The 16769-nt window shown below is 67.9% G+C and carries 11 protein-coding genes and 1 riboswitch; of the genes, 4 read left to right on the top strand and 7 right to left on the bottom strand.

What is annotated here, in order from left to right; genetic code table 11:
- Positions 1-29: 29 nt before the first annotated feature.
- The 4 genes from AC3A5T_RS12190 to AC3A5T_RS12175 all read right to left on the bottom strand — a co-directional run bounded on the left by AC3A5T_RS12190 (position 30) and on the right by AC3A5T_RS12175 (position 4053).
- Positions 30-737 carry a TorF family putative porin gene (locus tag AC3A5T_RS12190; protein WP_487628807.1) on the bottom strand — a complete coding sequence of 236 codons (708 nt, stop codon included), beginning with the start codon at positions 735-737 and terminating at the stop codon, positions 30-32.
- Between the two features lie 187 nt (positions 738-924).
- Positions 925-2808 carry a TonB-dependent vitamin B12 receptor gene (gene btuB / locus AC3A5T_RS12185; RefSeq protein ID WP_487628806.1) on the bottom strand — a complete coding sequence of 628 codons (1884 nt, stop codon included), beginning with the start codon at positions 2806-2808 and terminating at the stop codon, positions 925-927.
- Between the two features lie 124 nt (positions 2809-2932).
- A riboswitch (cobalamin riboswitch) is annotated at positions 2933-3149 on the bottom strand.
- A 50-nt stretch (positions 3150-3199) separates the two neighbouring features.
- Positions 3200-3574, bottom strand: coding sequence for a TfoX/Sxy family protein (locus tag AC3A5T_RS12180; RefSeq protein WP_332077411.1), 375 nt, complete (start codon positions 3572-3574; stop codon positions 3200-3202).
- On the bottom strand, positions 3571-4053 hold the full coding sequence (locus AC3A5T_RS12175; protein ID WP_487628805.1) for a GAF domain-containing protein: 483 nt from the start codon (positions 4051-4053) through the stop codon (positions 3571-3573). Before AC3A5T_RS12175 ends, AC3A5T_RS12180 begins: the two co-directional genes overlap by 4 nt.
- Positions 4054-4188: 135 nt before the next feature.
- On the opposite strand from AC3A5T_RS12175, the gene bioD reads away from it, so the two are divergent.
- A complete protein-coding gene (gene bioD, locus AC3A5T_RS12170) occupies positions 4189-4875 on the top strand; it encodes a dethiobiotin synthase (protein ID WP_487628804.1) in 687 nt (228 codons plus the stop codon).
- A gap of 181 nt (positions 4876-5056) precedes the next feature.
- Here the strand turns inward: bioD and AC3A5T_RS12165 are convergent, their stop codons facing one another.
- The 3 genes from AC3A5T_RS12165 to AC3A5T_RS12155 form a co-directional block, all read right to left on the bottom strand.
- Positions 5057-8236 (bottom strand): efflux RND transporter permease subunit, encoded by a 3180-nt coding sequence (locus AC3A5T_RS12165; RefSeq protein WP_487628803.1) that lies wholly within the window; start codon positions 8234-8236, stop codon positions 5057-5059.
- Positions 8237-8340: 104 nt separating this feature from the next.
- A complete protein-coding gene (locus AC3A5T_RS12160; protein ID WP_487628802.1) occupies positions 8341-9543 on the bottom strand; it encodes an efflux RND transporter periplasmic adaptor subunit in 1203 nt (400 codons plus the stop codon).
- A 12-nt stretch (positions 9544-9555) separates the two neighbouring features.
- The gene (locus AC3A5T_RS12155) at positions 9556-10329 is read right to left on the bottom strand and encodes a TetR/AcrR family transcriptional regulator (protein WP_487628801.1); all 774 of its coding nucleotides are present in this window, start codon (positions 10327-10329) and stop codon (positions 9556-9558) included.
- A gap of 210 nt (positions 10330-10539) precedes the next feature.
- Here AC3A5T_RS12155 and AC3A5T_RS12150 point away from each other — a divergent pair, with 210 nt between their 5' ends.
- The 3 genes from AC3A5T_RS12150 (at position 10540) to AC3A5T_RS12140 (ending at position 16393) form a co-directional block, all read left to right on the top strand.
- Positions 10540-11808 (top strand): efflux RND transporter periplasmic adaptor subunit, encoded by a 1269-nt coding sequence (locus AC3A5T_RS12150; protein ID WP_487628800.1) that lies wholly within the window; start codon positions 10540-10542, stop codon positions 11806-11808.
- Positions 11809-11814: 6 nt separating this feature from the next.
- Positions 11815-15015, top strand: a complete 3201-nt coding sequence (locus tag AC3A5T_RS12145) for a multidrug efflux RND transporter permease subunit (protein ID WP_487628799.1) — start codon at positions 11815-11817, stop codon at positions 15013-15015.
- A 130-nt stretch (positions 15016-15145) separates the two neighbouring features.
- The gene (locus tag AC3A5T_RS12140) at positions 15146-16393 is read left to right on the top strand and encodes an FAD-dependent oxidoreductase (RefSeq protein ID WP_487628798.1); all 1248 of its coding nucleotides are present in this window, start codon (positions 15146-15148) and stop codon (positions 16391-16393) included.
- Positions 16394-16769: the final 376 nt, after the last annotated feature.

Raw genomic sequence — 16769 nt, 5'->3', positions numbered from 1 at the left:
CCGGTGGCAAGCGGACGAAAAAGGGCGGGTCAGAACGCGGCCTGCAGCGCCGCTTCCACGCGTGCGCCGGCCCAGGGGCCGAACACGCGTTGCGCGTCGGCGTCGGTGTCGTGCGCGGTCACCCGCAGTTCGAACGGCGCGGCGAATGCCCAGACCGCACCCAGCTGCCAGTGCGTGTAGTCGTTGTCGCCGTTCGCGGTGTCGAGCCGGTAATGACCGGCGGCGGCTTCGAGCCGGACCGTGTCGCCCAGCGGCAGGCGCGTGCCGAGCTGCGCGTAGGTGCCCGCTGCATCGCTGGCGAGCGCGTCGTTCGAATGCCCGATCTGCAGCCAGTACCGGTCGTGCAGGGTCAGCGTCGCGTTGGCTTCGGTCCAGTCGAGATCGACCGTCGTGCCCGTATAGCGGTAGTGCGTGAGGTTGACGTCGAGCGCCCAGGCGTCGGACAGCGCGCCGCTCCAGCCGGCGACCAGATCGAACTCGCTCGAGGCCTGCGCTTCCGGCGCGAACTCGACGCTCGACGCCCAGACCTGTGCGTACAAGCCGTTGTCACCCGCGAGTTTCGCGCCGGCCTGCACGGCAGGGCGTTCGTTGCTCTGACTGGTGCCACGCCAGACGTAATCGGAGGTCAGCGCGGCCGTGCCGCTGAAATCATGGGCCTGCGCCGCGGATGCGGTCAGCAGCGTGAGCAAGGCACAGGCGACGGCGTGCGGGCGTCGCGGACAGAACCGGGTGGACATCGTGGCATCCAGGGCGGAACCGTTCCGCCGATGCCGCGCATGGTCCGCCCGGCGCGCATAAAGTCTCCATGCGCCCGGCGGCCTTGCGGCATAAATTCGCCGTAAAACCTGCCCCCCCGAAACGCACACGGCCGTCATGCGACGGCCGTGTGGAGTGACGCGAAACGCGGCCTGCGCCGCGCCTGGATCAGCGTGTGACCGGCGACCAGCGCAGCGCCAGACCGTATTCGCGACCCGGCTGGTAGTACCAGTTCACGGTCTCGTAGGTCTTGTCGAGCACGTTGGTCGCGCGGGCTTCCAGCGTCCAGTCGGGGTTGAACGCCCACGCGGCGCGCAGGTCCAGCGTGCCGTGGCCGGCGACGCGCACCGTATTGGCGGCGTCGTCGTAGCGGCTGCTGCTGGCGCGCAGCGTGGTGCCGATGCGGAAGTCGCCGAAGCTGCGGTCGATGTCGAGACGGCCGCTGTTGCGCGTACGACGGGCGAGCAGGTTGCCGTTGTTGGCGTTGTCGCTGCTGTCGCGCGGATCGACGTGGCTCAGTTCGGTCGACAGGTCGAAGCCGGCGAGCGTGGTCGCGAACGTCAGCTCGGCGCCGCGGATGCGGGCTTCCTGGATGTTCTGCGGGATGAAGTTGCGGTCGAGGAAGATCAGATCGTCGACGCGGCTCTCGAACACGTTGATCGACCAGTTCCACGCATCGGCGTACTGGGACAGACCGAGATTGGCCGTCTTCGCGCGCTCGGGCTCGAGATCCGGATTGCCGCTGCCGAACGGGAAATACAGATCGTTGAACGTCGGCGCCTTGAAGCTGGTCGCGGCGCTGGCGTTGAGGCGCAGCCCGTGGTCGAGGTCGAGGCCCCAGCCGAGGCTGCCCGTGGTGTGGCCGCCGAACTGTTCGTTGTCGTCGTGACGCACGCCGGCCTGCACGCGGTGCGCGCCGAAACGCGCCGTGTAATCGGAGAACACGGCGAAGTTGTTGCGCGAGGTCAACGCATAGTCGGTGTCGCTCTCGACGTTGTCGGACATCCAGTCGAAGCCGAGCGAGAAGCGCTGGCTTGGCGCCAGACCGAAATCGGCCTGCACCGAGGCGGTGTCGCGACGGGTGTCGATCTGGCCGACATCGACGCGCGTGCCCGCATCGATGTCGCGGAAGTAGGTCGTGGACTCGTCGTAGTTGCGGCCGGCCTGCGCGGTCAGTGTGACGACGTCGGAAGGTGCATAGGTCAGCTTGCCGCCGGCGACCTGCTGCACGTTGTCGGCCTCGTTGCCGCCGAACACGCTGCCGTCGTACTCGTTGAACGCTTCCGCGCGCAGGGCGTTGGCTTCGAACGTCAGGCCTTCCGCGAGTTCCACGCCACCGCGCAGGTTGAGCGAACGGTTGCGGTAGCCGTCACGGTCGGGCTCGTCAACGAAGCAGCCCGCTCCGAAATCGCCGTCCAGCGGACCACGGCCGCGGCAGCTGTCGATGCCGTCGGTGCGCTGGAACGCGGCGTCGACCCCGAACCAGCCGCGGCCGGCGCGGCCACCGATGCCGGCGCTGGCTTCGCGCAGGTTGTGGCTGCCCACGCCGATGCGTGCGTGCGGGCTGATCGCACCGGTGTTGCGGCGGGTGAAGATCTGGATGACGCCACCGATGGCTTCCGAGCCGTAGAGGCTGGAGCGCGGGCCGCGGACGATCTCGACGCGCTCGATCTGGTCGACCGGAATGTCCTGGAATGCGGCGAGGCCGGCGGTCGCCGAGCCGATGCGCACGCCGTCGACCAGCACCAGCACGTGGTCGGACTCGCTGCCGCGCATGAAGACCGAGGTCAGCTTGCCGGGGCCGCCGGAGTTGCCGATCTGGATGCCGGCGCGGCCGCGCAGCAGTTCGGGCAGGTCGCGCGCCTGGGTGCGTTCGATCTCGGCACGGTCGATGACCTGGGCCGGCACGATGGTGTCGCCGAGCGTGCTTGCGCTGCGGTTGGCGGTGACGAGCACGGTGTCGAGATCGCGCGCGTCGGCGGCGGTCGCGGCGACGGCGAATGGCGAAGCGAGAGCGGCGACGATCGCCACGGTCAGGGTGCGGAACGGCATTGCAGTCTCCTTGTCGCGTGCGCCCACGCACGCGGGGTATCGGGAGATCGCGAGGACGGACACGGCTGCCGGCCGGACGCGCGCACGCCGTCCGGAACGCCGCCGCAATGCCCGCCGCATCGCAATCGAGGAAGACTTCGTGGCCGGTCTCCGGACTCGCGCGTGGGAGGACTCCCGGGCGTCGCGCCTTCCCGTGCACGGGCACAGTGGCGGATGCGATGCCTTGAACACGCTTACCGTTGCGGGGGCAGTGCCGGACTGGCGCCTGGGCGCGTCACCGGCTTCCCGTTTCAACCCGGACGGCGGAACGCCGGCGGGTCACCATGAAGCTGGCGCGGATTGTACGTGAGCGCGGGGCTGCAGGCGCGGACAGGCGGCGCCGGGAATGCGGTCAGTCGTCGCGGCGGTCGAACAGGCTGTCGAAGGGCGATTCCGATTCGACCGTTTCGGTCACCGTCGTCGTCACCGGGCCGGCCGCCTGGCGCGCGCGCGGATCGGGAAGCAGGGCGGTCGCGGCCTCGGCGGCTTCGACCAGTTGCAGGCGGCGCGCCTCGGGCACGTCCTGCCAGTGGCAGTCGAGCAACGCGCCTTCCAGCGAATACAGCAGGTTGAGGCTGGGCTTGAAACCGGCGCGGCGCACCTTGACGAACGCGTCCACCGCGCCCGCCGCTTCCAGATCCTCGCGCGTGCGCAGGCCGACCTGACGCAGCCAGGCCGCGGACTTGGGTCCGATGTTGCGCAGCTTGAGCGGCGTCGGTGCGGTCATTGCAGCGATTCGAGATAGACGGCGGCCAGGGACTCGATGCCGATCTGGTCTTCAACGTCGAAACGCGCCGGGACCGGACTGTCGATGTCGAAGACGCCGATCAGGCGCTCGCCGACGTACAGCGGGACCACCAGTTCCGAGCGCGAGGCGCTGTCGCAGGCGATGTGGCCGGGGAAGGCATGCACGTCGTCGATGCGCTGCGTCGTGCGCGTGCGCGCAGCCGCGCCGCACACGCCTTTTTCTAGAGGAATGCGCACGCAGGCCGGTAGACCCTGGAACGGGCCGACCACGAGTTCGGTGCCGTCGAAGAGATAGAAGCCGACCCAGTTGAGATCCGGCAGCGCGTGATAGACCAGCGCCGAGAGGTTCGCCGCATTGGCGATTGCATCGCGTTCGCCGTGCAGCAGCGCCCGTGCCTGTGCCGCCAGCGCGGCATACTGTTCGGCCTTGGAGCCGGTCAGGGGAGATGAAGTGAACATGCCGCGGAGTGTAGCAGCGGCCCCGCAGGGGCTCGGGGGACGGGACGCGTGGTCGCGCGATGCGGACGGCCGCCCATTGCGAACCGCGCCGGTCCCGCGCTGCGGTGCGCAGCCCCGCATCGCGACGGAATCCGCATGAGCGCGCGCAGCTTTCTGGTGACCGGCACCGATACCGGCATCGGCAAGACCCATTCGAGCGTGGCCCTGCTGCATGCACTGCGTGCGCACGGTCTCCGCGCGGTCGGCATGAAGCCCATCGCCAGTGGCTGCGACTGGATCGACGGGCGCTGGCGCAATGAAGATGCGCTCGCCCTGCAGGCGGCCAGTGCGCCGCGACCGGACTACGCCGACGTCAATCCGGTGGCGCTGCCGGAGCCGACGGCGCCGACATTGGCCGCGATCGCGGCGGGTGTGACGGTCGACATCGCAGGCCTGTACGCCGCGCATGCGCGGCTCGCATCGACTGCGGATGTGGTGCTGGTCGAGGGTGCCGGCGGCTGGGATGCGCCGCTGGCGGAAGAGCTCGAGCACCGGGATCTCGCGCGGCAGCTCGGCGGCGCCGTCGTGCTGGTCGTCGGCCTGAAGCTCGGCTGCCTGAGTCACGCGCGACTGACTGCGCGTGCGATCGAGGCGGACGGCTGTCGGCTGGTCGGATGGATCGGTAACCGCATCGATCCGGACTTCGCACGCGCGGACGACTACGTCGGCCTGCTGGCGGACGCGTTGCCGGCGCCGTGTCTGGGGGTGTTGCCGTTCGTCGCGGACGGAAGCGACCTGCCTGCGACGTTGTCGCTCGATGCAGCGTGGATCGCGATTCTCTAGCGCGTTGCGCGATGGGTCTCGCTTGCGCTCCACCCGTCCTTCGGTGGGAGTGTCGGCGCCTTTGCAGGATGGATAGAGCGCCAGCGAAACCCATCCTCGCCATCTGATCGAACGGGATAACCCCGAAAGAAACAGGCGCGACCGAAGCCGCGCCCGTTTCCGTGTCACCTGTCGCCGGGACTCAATGCCCCTGCGGCGCCGGCGTCAGATCGTCGTCGTCGCGATGGTCCGCCTTCCGTGCTTCGGCCGCGTCGCGATCGTGGCTGTGGTCGCGGGCCAGCAGCAGATAGAACGCCGGCAGCACGAACAGCGTGAACGCGGTGCCGATCGACATGCCGGCGGCGATCACCAGACCCATCGAGAAGCGGGCCGCAGCGCCCGGACCGCTGGCGATCAGCAGGGGCACCATCGCGAACACCAGCGCGGCGGTCGTCATCAGCACCGGACGCAGACGGATCGCGGCGGCGCGTTCGATGGCCTCGGCCTTTGAGACACCCTCGTTGACCTGCAGCTTGTTCGCGAATTCCACGATCAGGATGCCGTGCTTGGAGATCACGCCGACCAGCGTCACCAGTCCCACCTGGGTGTAGATGTTGATCGACATGCCGGGGAAGGCCTCGATGCCGGCGAACTGCAGCACACCCGAGAGCAGCGCCAGCGCATTGAGCACCAGCAGCGCGCCGCTGATCGCCATCGGCACGGTCATCAGCATGATCACCGCATCGCGGAAGCTCTCGAACTGCGCCGCCAGCACCAGGAAGATGATCACCAGCGCGAAGGCGAGGGTGATCAGCATCGTCGTGCCTTCCTGCTTGAACTGCCGCGACTCGCCGGCGTAGTCCACGCTGTACCCCTGCGGCAGCACGTCGGCAGCGATCTCGTCGAGCACGCGCAGCGCCTCGCCCTTGGTCACGCCGGGGCGCGGCGCGAAGGTGATGCCCACCGCATTGAGCTGCTGGAAGCGCTTAAGCGATTGCGGCTGCGCGCTTTCCTTGAACGAGATCACCGTCGACAGCGGAATCAGGTCGCCGTCGCGGGTGCGGGTGTAATAGTTACCCAGCTGCTCGGCATTGAGCCGGTCGCTGCGCTGCACCTGCGGGATCACGCGATAGGAACGGTTCTGCATCGCGAAGCGGTTGACGTAGCCGCCGGCCAGCAGCGCGCTCATGTCGGCCGCGAGCGTGCGCATGTCGATGCCCAGCAGCGCCGCCTTGTCGCGATCGATCTGCACTTCCACGCGCGGCTTGTCGATCTTCAGATCCTTGTCGAGGAAGATGAAGCGACTGCTGGCCTGCGCACGCGCCACGACTTCGTCGGCGATCTCCGACAGCTGTTCCAGCGAGCCGATACCACCGATCAGGAACTCGCCACCGCCGTCACCACCCGCCGACGGCAACGACGGCGGCACCAGCGCGAAGATGTTCAGACCGGTGATCTCGGCGAGCTTGGGCTGCAGATCCTGCTGCAGGATCTGGTTGGTCGAGCGCTCGCGCTGGCTCCACGGCTTCATGACGAAGCCGCCCATCGCGCTGTTGCTGCCGCCCATGCCGCCCATGCCGCCGTTGAACAGGAAGAAGTCGTTGATCTCGGGGATCTGCTCGACGACGGCGGTCATCTCCTCGGTGTAACCCTCGACGTAATCGAGCGTACTCGCGGCGTCGGCGCTGCCGATCGCGAACACGAAGCCTTCGTCCTCCGGCGGTGCCGGTTCCTTGGGCGCGCCGATGTAGAGGAACACGCACGAGACCAGCACGATGGCACCGAAGGTGAGGATCACCGCGCGCGTCTGCAGCGCGCCGTGCAGCCTGCGCTGGTAGCCGCGCTCCACCGATTCGAAGCGGCGGTCGAGCCACTTCTCGAGGCGGCTCTTGCTGTGTTCGCCGTGCGGCTTGAGGATCTTCGCGCACATCATCGGCGTGAGCGTCAGCGCGATGATGCCCGACAGGAACACCGCGCCGGCGAGCGTGAACGCGAACTCGGTGAACAGCACGCCGGTCAGGCCGCCCTGGAAACCGATCGGCAGATATACCGCGATCAGCGTCGTGGTCATCGCGACCACCGGCCACGCCAGTTCGCGCGCGCCGCGGATCGAGGCATCGAACGGCGTCATGCCTTCTTCGATGTGCCGGTGGATGTTCTCCAGCACGATGATCGCGTCGTCGACCACGATGCCGATCGCCAGCACCATCGCCAGCAGCGTCAGCAGATTGATCGTGAAGCCCATCAGCAGCATCAGGAACAGCGCGCCCACCAGCGACAGCGGCACCGTGACGGCCGGAATCAGCACGCTGCGGAACGAGCCGAGGAACAGGTAGATCACCACGATGACGATGATCACCGCCTCGATGATCGTGCGGATGACCTCGTTGATGCCGTCCTGGATCGACTCGGTGCTGTCGTAGGGAATCGTCGCTTCGATGCCTTCCGGCAACTGCGGCACGATCTCGTTGTCCCAGGCCTTGCGGACCTCGGCGATCACGTCGAGCGCGTTCGCATCCGGCGAGACATAGATGCCCATGAACGTCGCCGCGGCGCCGTTGATGCGCACCGACGAACCGTAGTTCTCCGATCCCAGCACGACATCGGCGATGTCGCCCAGACGCACGATCGCGCCATCGGCCTCGCGCACGACGAGCGCGCGGAATTCCTCGGGCGTGCGCAGGTCGGTACGCGCGGTCAGGTCGACTGCGACCATCTGGCCCTTGGTCGAGCCCAGCGCGGACAGCACGTTGTTGGACTGCAGCGCGGCCGACACGTCGCTCGCGGTGACGCCGAGCGCGGTCATGCGGTCGGGTTTGAGCCACACGCGCATCGCGAACGAACCCGGGCCCATGATCTCGGCGCGCTGCACGCCGGGAATCGTCGCGATCGTCGGTTCGACCGCGCGGGTCAGGTAATCGGTGATCTGGTTGTCGTTGAGTGCATCGCTGGCGAACGAAACGTACATCGCCGCGACCTGCTGGCCCTGCTGCAGGTCGATGACCGGATCTTCCGACTCGGTCGGCAGCTCGCTGCGCAGTTTGTTGACCTTGGCCGCGATCTGGGTGAGCGCTTCGTTCGGGTCGTAGTCCAGACGGATGTAGGCCTGGATCACGCTGACGCCGGCCGAACTGGTCGAGGTCAGATAGTCGATGCCCTCGGCGCTCGCGACCTCGCGTTCCAGGGGCGTGGTGATGAAACCCTGGATCAGGTCGGCGTCGGCGCCGAAGTAGGTCGTGCTGATGTTGACGACCGCATTCTGCAGCTCGGGGTACTGGCGCACGTTGAGCTCGGAGAACGCGCGCAGGCCGAACAGCAGGATGAAGAGGCTGACGACCATCGCCAGCACGGGTTTGCGGATGAAGATGTCGGTGAATTTCATCTCGGTCTCCCCCGCGCGGTGGCGCACGGGTCAGGGAGCGGGGCGGGCGCAGGGCGCCCGGACACATCGATCAGGAAGGTGCGATCGCGATCAGCGGCGCGCGCTCATCGGTTTTCGGGCGTCGGCGCGGCATCCGCGCTCGGCTGCACCTTGTTGTTGATCGTCACCACGGCGTCGTTGCGCAGCTTGAGCAGGCCGCTGGTCGCCACGCGCTCGCCGGGCTTGAGGCCATCGGTGACCGCGATCAGATCGCCGCGGGTCGCACCGGTCTTGATGAAGCGCTGGCGCACGATCAAGGTCGGCCCCTGCTGCGCGTCTTCGCCTTCGGCCTTGGGCGCTTCAGGATCGACCGGCTTCTCGGACACCACGTACACCGCGTTGCCGTAGGGATTGAAGGTCACCGCCGTCTGCGGGATCACCACCACGCTCTGCTCGCCGCCGACCGCGAGGCCGACGCGCGCGAACGCACCCGGGCGCAGCTTGCCGTCGGGATTGGCCAGCGTGGCCTGGACCATGAAGTTGCGTGTGCCGGCATCGACGGACGGCTCGATCGCGGTGATCGTGCCTTCGAACTGCTCACCCGGCAGCGAGTCGACGACCGCCTGCAGCGTTGCACCGGTCTCGATCAGCGGCAGCTGCTGCTCGGGCAGGGTGAAGTCGAGGAAGATCGGATCGAGCTGCTGCAGGCCGACGATCGGCGTCCCCGGCGAGATGAACTGGCCGAGGTTGACCTTGCGGATGCCGAGCACGCCGTCGAACGGTGCGCGGATGGTCTTCTGCGCGATCAGGGCGCGCTGCGCCTCGACCTGCGCGAGCGACGTCGCCGCCTGCGTCGCGCGTTCTTCGACCTCGGCTTTCGAGACCAGCTGCGTCTCACCGAGTTCGCGCCAGCGGTCGCGCTGCACGACGGCGAGCTTCGCCGCCGCTTCGCTCGAGCGCAGCACCGCGAGTTCGTTGTCGGTGTTGAGTTCGACCAGCACCGTGCCGGCCTTGACCGGCTGGCCGGGTTCGAACGACAGCTTGCGGACCACGCCGCCGGCTTCCGTCGTGACGTCGGTGCCGTTGACCGCGACCAGCGTGCCGACTGCTTCGAGCGGCGTCGACCACGACTGCTGCGCGGCGTCGTAGGTCGTGATCGCGACCGGCGGTTGCGGCATGTTGTCGAAGAAATCGTTCATGCCCTTGCCCATCAGGGCCTTGGCGAGAAAGACGCCGCCGAAGATCACGGCGACGAGGATCAGCATCACGATCATCCGCAGACGGGGACGCGGTTTGCGCGGCGTGGATGGGGTATCGGTCCTGGACATGGTCGGGTTCCGTCAGGAAAGAGGAAGGGGCGGCGGCAGGTCTGGCGTGATGCTGGACCAGTCGGTATCGAAGACGTCACGGCTGACGCGGGCGATCAGCGCATCGAGCGCGGCATCGTCCTCGGCGTCGAACAGCGGTTGCCAGCCGTAACCGTTGAACAGGTACTGCAGCTGGCGGATCAGAAGGCGATAGGGATCGCCGGTCACGGCGGTGTCGACCAGGCCCTGCTGCTGCACGAGCGCGTGCATGCCGACGGTCATCATCCAAGGCCCCATCGTCATCGCACCGACCGTCAGCACCGAGGCGGGCAACTCGCCGCGTTCGCGACCCTCGGCGACGATGCCGTCGACGAGCGTGCCCAGGGGTTCGCAGGCTTCGAGCGCGCGGCGCCGGCTTTCGTCCGACGCCGCGCCCCAGACCACGTCGGTCCAAACGAACTGGGCGAGGCGGAAGTGCTCGGGCTGCTCGCGGATGATCAGCATGTCGGCGAGCGTGACGGCGAGCATGCGCTCGCGGGTAGGCCCGCTCCACTTCGCGGCGCGTTCGAACAGCTCCACGCGGTCGAGACTGTTGCGCGTGGCCAGCGCGACCAGCAGGTCTTCCTTGCTGGCGAAATGCTTGTACAGCGTGCCGATCGCATAGCCGCACTCCTCGGCCACGCGCGCCATCTGCAGCGACAGCAGTCCGTCGCGCTGGATCTGCGCCTGGGCGGTGTCGAGCAGCGTGCGTTCGCGCGCGGCGATCTCGCGCTGGCGACGTGCGACGGCGGGGGACAGGGGTGGCATGGAAACCTGAATGAACCGGAAGCGGCGCGGATTATGAACTTGATTCATTCCGTGAGCAAGGTTCGATTTCACCGGCCTCGCACCGCCTGCAACGCAGCATCGCGCCCGCGCCGGCGGCAATGACTTCCTTCACGGTGCGAACCGCAATCTGAATTAGCTATACTGGCCGGTATAGTAAATCCCGTCCCACCTCTCCCAGGTCTCTCCCCCATGCGCCGACTCCTCTCCATTGCCGTGCTCGCTGCGGCACTTTCCGCCTGCGGTCAACAAGAGGAGCAGGCCGCGCCGCCGCCGCCCGAAGTCGGTGTGCTGACCGTCCAGCCGACCAGCATCGCGCTGGAACAGGAACTGGTCGGCCGTCTGGCCCCGTTCCGCAGCGCCGACGTGCGTGCCCGCGTGCCGGGTGTGCTCGAACGCCGGGTCTACCAGGAAGGCAGCGACGTCACCGAAGGCGACGTGCTGTTCCGCATCGATCCCGCGCAGCTGCAGGCCGCGCTCGGCACCGCGCAGGGCGCGCAGGCGCAGGCGCAGGCCAACGCGGTCAACGCCAAGAGCGCCGCGGACCGCGCGCGCCAGCTGGCGCCGACCAACTTCATCTCCAAGTCGGATCTCGACAACGCGCTCGCCGCCGAGCGCAGCGCCGAAGCCGCGCTGCAGGCCGCGCGCGCGTCGACCCAGACCGCGCAGATCAATCTCGGCTACGCCACCGTGCGCGCGCCGATCTCCGGCCGCGCGGGCAAGCAGCAGGTCACCGAGGGCGCACTGGTCGGGCAGGGCGATTCCACGCTGCTGACCACCGTCGACCAGATCGATCCGCTGTACATCAACTTCTCGATGAGCGCCGGCGAATTCGCCCGCATCCGCGCACTGCCGCTCGACCGCGACGCCGGTGGCGGCCAGGTCGAGATCGTGCTCGGCGACGGCACGGTGCACGACCAGCTGGCGACGCTGGACTTCTCCGGCGACGTGGTCGACCCGGCCTCGGGCGCGATCCAGCTGCGCGCGACACTGCCGAACCCCGATCGTCGTCTGCTGCCCGGCGTCTACGTGACGCTGCGCGCGAACATGGGCCAGCAGAGCGGCGTGTTTCTGGTGCCGCAGGCCGCCGTGCTGCGCGATGCCAACACCGCCTACGTGCTGGTGGTGGGCGAGGGCGACAAGGTCGTCCGCAAGTCGGTCCGTACCGACCGCGCACAGGGTGGCCAGTGGGTCATCACCGACGGCCTGGTGGCCGGTGACCGCGTGATCGTCAGCGGCGTGCCGAAGGCACGTCCCGATGCGGTGGTCGCGCCCAAGCCGTGGACGCCCGAGCAGGCACAGGCGCAGGCGGCGCCCGGCGCGGCCGCAGGTGCAGCGCCGGCGGCGCATTCCGCAGGCGAGGCCGCCGCACCCGCGACGCCCGGCGACGCAGCGGCGGCACCCGCACCTGCGCAGGAGGCCGCCGGCCAGGCGCCCGCTGCGAACGACACGCAGGACTGATCCGCCATGCCCAAGTTTTTCATCAACCACCCGGTCTTCGCCTGGGTCGTCTCCATCCTGATCTCGCTCGCGGGCGTGATCTCGCTGCTGAACATGGGCGTGGAGTCGTATCCGAGCGTCGCACCGCCGCAGGTCACCGTTTCGGCGACCTATCCCGGCGCCAGCGCCGACACCACCGAACGCGCGGTCACACAGGTCATCGAGCAGCAGCTCACCGGTATCGACAACCTGCTGTACTTCAGTTCGACCTCGAGCTCGTCCGGCCGCGCCAGCGTCACGTTGACCTTCGAAACCGGTACCGACGCGGACATCGCGCAGGTGCAGGTGCAGAACAAGGTCTCGCTGGCCACGCCGCGTCTGCCCAGTGAAGTGGTGCAGCAGGGCGTCGTCGTGGCCAAGGCCAACGCCGGCTTCCTGATGGTCGTGGGCCTGCGTTCGGCGGACCCCACGGTCACCCGCAACCAGCTCAACGACCTGATCGGTTCGCGCGTGCTCGAGCAGATCGCGCGCGTGCCCGGCGTCGGCAGCACCCAGCAGTTCGGTTCCGAGTACGCCATGAACATCTGGCTCAACCCGGACCAGTTGCAGGGCTACGGCATGTCGGCGACCGAGGTCATGGCCGCGGTACGTGGACAGAACGTGCAGTTCGCTGCGGGTTCGGTCGGCTCCGACCCGGCGCCGGAAGGCCAGGGCTTCACCGCCACGGTCTCGGCCGAAGGCCGCTTCAGCACGCCCGAGCAGTTCGAGAACATCATCCTGCGCGCCGACAACGACGGCGCGACCGTGCGCCTGAAGGACGTCGCGCGCGTGGAGATCGGCGCGTCGGGCTACGGCTTCGACACCAAGTACAACGGCCAGCCGACCGGTGCGTTCGCGATCCAGCTGCTGCCCGGCGCGAACGCGCTCACGGTGGCCACGGCGGTCGAATCGCGCATGGACGAACTGCAGCCCTCGTTCCCGCAGGGCATCGAGTGGTTCAAGCCCTACGACACCACCACGTTCGTGACGCTGTCGATCAAGGAGGTCATCAAGACCCTCATCGAGGCGGTGATCCTCGTCTTCCTGGTGATGCTGCTGTTCCTGCAGAACCTGCGCGCGACGATCATCCCGACGCTGGTCATTCCGATCGCGCTGCTCGGCACGTTCCTGGGCCTGAGCATGCTCGGCTACACGATCAACCAGCTCACCCTGTTCGCGATGGTGCTGGCGATCGGCATCGTGGTCGATGACGCGATCGTGGTGATCGAGAACGTCGAACGCATCATGGCGGAGGAACATCTGCCGCCGCGCGAGGCGACGATGAAGGCGATGGACCAGATCACCGGCGCCGTCGTCGCGATCACCGTCGTGCTGGCCGCGGTGTTCATCCCCAGCGCATTGCAGGGCGGAGCCTCGGGCGAGATCTACAAGCAGTTCGCGATCACGATCGCGGTCGCGATGGGCTTCTCGGCCTTCCTCGCGCTGGGCTTCACGCCGGCGCTGTGCGCGACCTTCCTCAAGCAGCATGCACCGCCCGGCGAGCGCAAGGACAACGTCGTCGTCCGCACGTTCAACAAGTACTACGACAAGGTCAACGCGACCTATGTCGGCCACATCGGCAGTGCCGTGAAGCATGCGCCGCGCTGGATGGCGGTGTTCGCGGTGCTGTGCGTGGTCTGTGCGTTCCTCTACATCCGGCTGCCGTCGAGCTTCGTGCCCGACGAGGACCAGGGCTATGCGCTGGCGATCGTGCAGCTGCCGCCGGGCTCGACCCTGCAGCGCACCAACGCGGTGTTCGAGGACGTGCGTGCACGCCTGGAGCAGAACCCGTCGTACGAGGCGATGCTGCAGGTCGCGGGCTTCAGCTTCGTCGGCCAGGGCGAGAACGTCGGCATGGGCTTCATCAAGCTCAAGGACTGGGGCGAGCGCGACGTCGACATCAACGGCTTCCTCGGCGAGGCCAACGGCGCGCTGCAGGGCGTGCAGGACGCGACGATCTTCGTCGTGAACCTGCCGACCGTGCAGGGTCTGGGCCAGTTCGGCGGCTTCGACATGTATCTGCAGGACCGCACCGGCGCCGGCAACGCGGCGCTGCAGCAGGCACGCAACCAGCTGCTGGGCGCGGCCGCGCAGAAGACCGACGTGCTGCAGGGCGTGCGCCCGAACACGCTGGAAGACGCGCCGCAGCTGCAACTGCACGTCGACCGCGTGCAGGCGCAGTCGATGGGCCTGTCGGTGACCGACATCTACGGCGCGATCCAGCTGATGCTGGCGCCGGTCTACGTCAACGACTACGTGTCCGACGGCCGCATCAAGCGCGTCAACATGCAGGCCGATGCGCAGTACCGCACCGAGCCGGGTTCGATCGGCCGCTTCTACACGCCGAGCACGACGTCGACGAATCCCGACGGCACGCCGACGATGATTCCGCTGAGCACGGTGGTGAAGCCGGAGTGGGGCGCGAGCACGCCGTCGCTGACGCGCTACAACGGCTATTCGGCGATCAACATCGTCGGTTCGCAGGCGCCCGGTCGCAGTACCGGTGAAGCGATGGCCGCGATGGAGGAGATCGTCGAGAACGAACTGCCGGAAGGCTTCGGCTACGACTGGGCGGGCATGTCCTACCAGGAGATCATCGCGGGCAACACGGCGACGCTGCTGTTGCTGCTGTCGGTGGTCGTGGTGTTCCTGTGTCTGGCCGCGCTCTACGAGAGCTGGTCGATTCCGGTCGCGGTGTTGCTGGTGGTGCCGCTGGGCATCCTCGGCGCGGTGGTCTTCACGATGCTGCGTCCGGGCCTGTCGAACGACATCTTCTTCAAGATCGGCATGGTGACGGTGATCGGTCTGGCGGCGAAGAACGCCATCCTGATCGTCGAGTTCGCGGTGCAGCAGTACAAGGAAGGCAAGACGCTGCGCGATGCGACGATCGAGGCGGCGAACCTGCGTTTCCGCCCGATCCTGATGACCTCGTTCGCCTTCATCATGGGCGTCACGCCGATGGCGCTGTCGAGCGGCGCGGGTTCCAGCGCACGCCATGCGCTGGCCACCGGCGTCATCGGCGGCATGCTGTTCGCGACCTTCCTCGGCCTGCTGCTGATCCCGGTGTTCTTCATCATCGTGCGCCGCGTGCTGGGCGACAAACTCGACGAGCCGGATCCGCGTCTGGAAGCGGCACGCGAGCGTGATCGCCAGCTGGAACACGACGGCGACGAACGACCGGCGCACTGACCGCGCGTTCGACTGATCCACAAGGGCCGCCCCGGCAACAGGGCGGCTCTTTTTGTGTGGCGCGCGATGCATGCGACTGCCGGAATCCGCAACGCGCCGGATATGCTGGCCGCCCTGCAGCGGAGCCGTCATGACGTCATTGCGTATCGCCATCGTCGGTTACGGCACGGCCGGACAGGCCGCAGCGGTCCTGCTGGCGCGCGACGGCCATCGCATCGAGGTCTTCGAACGTGCGCCCGAGCCGGGCCCGGTTGGTGCGGGCTTCCTGCTGCAACCCACCGGCCTGCAGGTGTTGTGGCGCATGGGACTGCTCGACCAGGTGCTCGCGCACGGCGCGCGTGTCGATCGGCTGTACGGCGAGACGCCCTGCGGCCGCGCGGTCATGGACATGCGCTACGCCGGACTCGACCCGCGCCTGTGCGGTGTCGGCCTGCAGCGCGGCGCGCTGTTCTCGATCCTCGACCAAGCGCGCGGCGACGCTGTGCGCCTGCATGCCGGCATCACCATCGAAGGTCCGGACGACACCGACGACCGCTGGCTGTGCGATGCCGATGGCGGACGGCACGGCCCCTTCGATCTGGTGCTCTCGGCCGACGGTGCCGCCTCGCGCCTGCGCGGCCGGCTCGGCGGCGTGCGGCGCGACGCGGTGTATCCCTGGGGCGCGCTGTGGTGCCTGCTGGATGCGGACGACTGGCCGCACTTGAACGAACTCCGCCAGCGCTACGTCGCCGCGCGCCGGATGATCGGCCTGCTGCCGGTCGGCACGCGTCCGGGCGATACCGTGCCCAGGCTGAGCTTTTTCTGGAGCCTGCCGATCGCCGCCTTCGACGGCTGGCAGTCCGCCGCGCTCGACGACTGGCGCAACACGGTCACCGCGATCTGGCCCGACGCCGCGCGTCTGCTCAGTGCCACGACGACGCACGCACAGCTCGCACGCGCGACCTATCGCGACGTCACGCTGACGCAGTGGCATCGCGGCCGCTGGGCGCTGCTCGGCGACGCCGCGCACGCGATGAGCCCGCAGCTGGGGCAGGGCGTCAATATGGCCCTGCTCGATGCCGAGGCCTTGCGTGATGCCTTGAGAGAACACGCGTTGCCGGACGCACTGGCCACGTATGCGCGCGTGCGTCGCCGGCACGTGGCGATCTACCAGTTCTGGAGCCGATGGCTGACGCCGGTGTTCCAGTCCGAGCGCGACGTGATCGCGACCGCGCGCGATGTCGCGTTCCGGCCGCTGGGGAATCTGCCGGGTGGGCGGGGGCACATGTTGCGGGTGCTCAGTGGCACGCAGCACGGGGTGTTCGGGTCGATGGCGTTGGCGCCAGAGTTCGTGGATGCATTGGGGGCGTTTCGGGTGTCCGAAGCTTCTTTGAAGTAGTCGCGACTCTGCCTGACTTCGTTGTTGCTCAAGCTCTCGCTTTGGCCTTTGCCTTTGCCTTTGCCTTTGCCTTGGCTTTGGCTTTGGCTTGGCTTTGGCTTTGGCTTTGGCTTGGCTTGGCTTTGGCTCTCAGCTTTTGACTTGAATCGAGCCGTAGAGCGAGCCGAGCACCGGAGCCTGGCGTGGCCGAAGAGCAGCCCGTGTCTGAGCGCAGCGAGTTTGGGCTGCGGAACCGTGAAGGTCCCAATGTGCCACGTCAGGCGAGGAGCGGAGGGCACCGACGCGGCTTCATCGCGTCGGCTCGCGTCCGGCGAAGACGGTTTTGCTTACTTTTGCCAAGACAAAAGTAAGCCGCGCGACAGCGCGGAAGCCCTGT

It is taken from the genome of Luteimonas sp. Soil_C_16 (genome assembly GCF_057657295.1).
This window is presented reverse-complemented; position numbering and strand designations above follow the sequence as displayed.

What these genes read in the sequence shown, in the direction of transcription:
- AC3A5T_RS12145 (WP_487628799.1), top strand. Translation starts at nt 11,815, where the DNA reads ATGCCCAAGTTTTTCATCAACCACCCGGTCTTCGCCTGGGTCGTCTCC.
- AC3A5T_RS12190 (WP_487628807.1), bottom strand. Translation starts at nt 737, where the DNA reads ATGTCCACCCGGTTCTGTCCGCGACGCCCGCACGCCGTCGCCTGTGCC.
- AC3A5T_RS12180 (WP_332077411.1), bottom strand. Translation starts at nt 3,574, where the DNA reads ATGACCGCACCGACGCCGCTCAAGCTGCGCAACATCGGACCCAAGTCC.
- bioD (WP_487628804.1), top strand. Translation starts at nt 4,189, where the DNA reads ATGAGCGCGCGCAGCTTTCTGGTGACCGGCACCGATACCGGCATCGGC.
- AC3A5T_RS12165 (WP_487628803.1), bottom strand. Translation starts at nt 8,236, where the DNA reads ATGAAATTCACCGACATCTTCATCCGCAAACCCGTGCTGGCGATGGTC.
- btuB (WP_487628806.1), bottom strand. Translation starts at nt 2,808, where the DNA reads ATGCCGTTCCGCACCCTGACCGTGGCGATCGTCGCCGCTCTCGCTTCG.
- AC3A5T_RS12155 (WP_487628801.1), bottom strand. Translation starts at nt 10,329, where the DNA reads ATGCCACCCCTGTCCCCCGCCGTCGCACGTCGCCAGCGCGAGATCGCC.
- AC3A5T_RS12150 (WP_487628800.1), top strand. Translation starts at nt 10,540, where the DNA reads ATGCGCCGACTCCTCTCCATTGCCGTGCTCGCTGCGGCACTTTCCGCC.
- AC3A5T_RS12175 (WP_487628805.1), bottom strand. Translation starts at nt 4,053, where the DNA reads ATGTTCACTTCATCTCCCCTGACCGGCTCCAAGGCCGAACAGTATGCC.
- AC3A5T_RS12140 (WP_487628798.1), top strand. Translation starts at nt 15,146, where the DNA reads ATGACGTCATTGCGTATCGCCATCGTCGGTTACGGCACGGCCGGACAG.
- AC3A5T_RS12160 (WP_487628802.1), bottom strand. Translation starts at nt 9,543, where the DNA reads ATGTCCAGGACCGATACCCCATCCACGCCGCGCAAACCGCGTCCCCGT.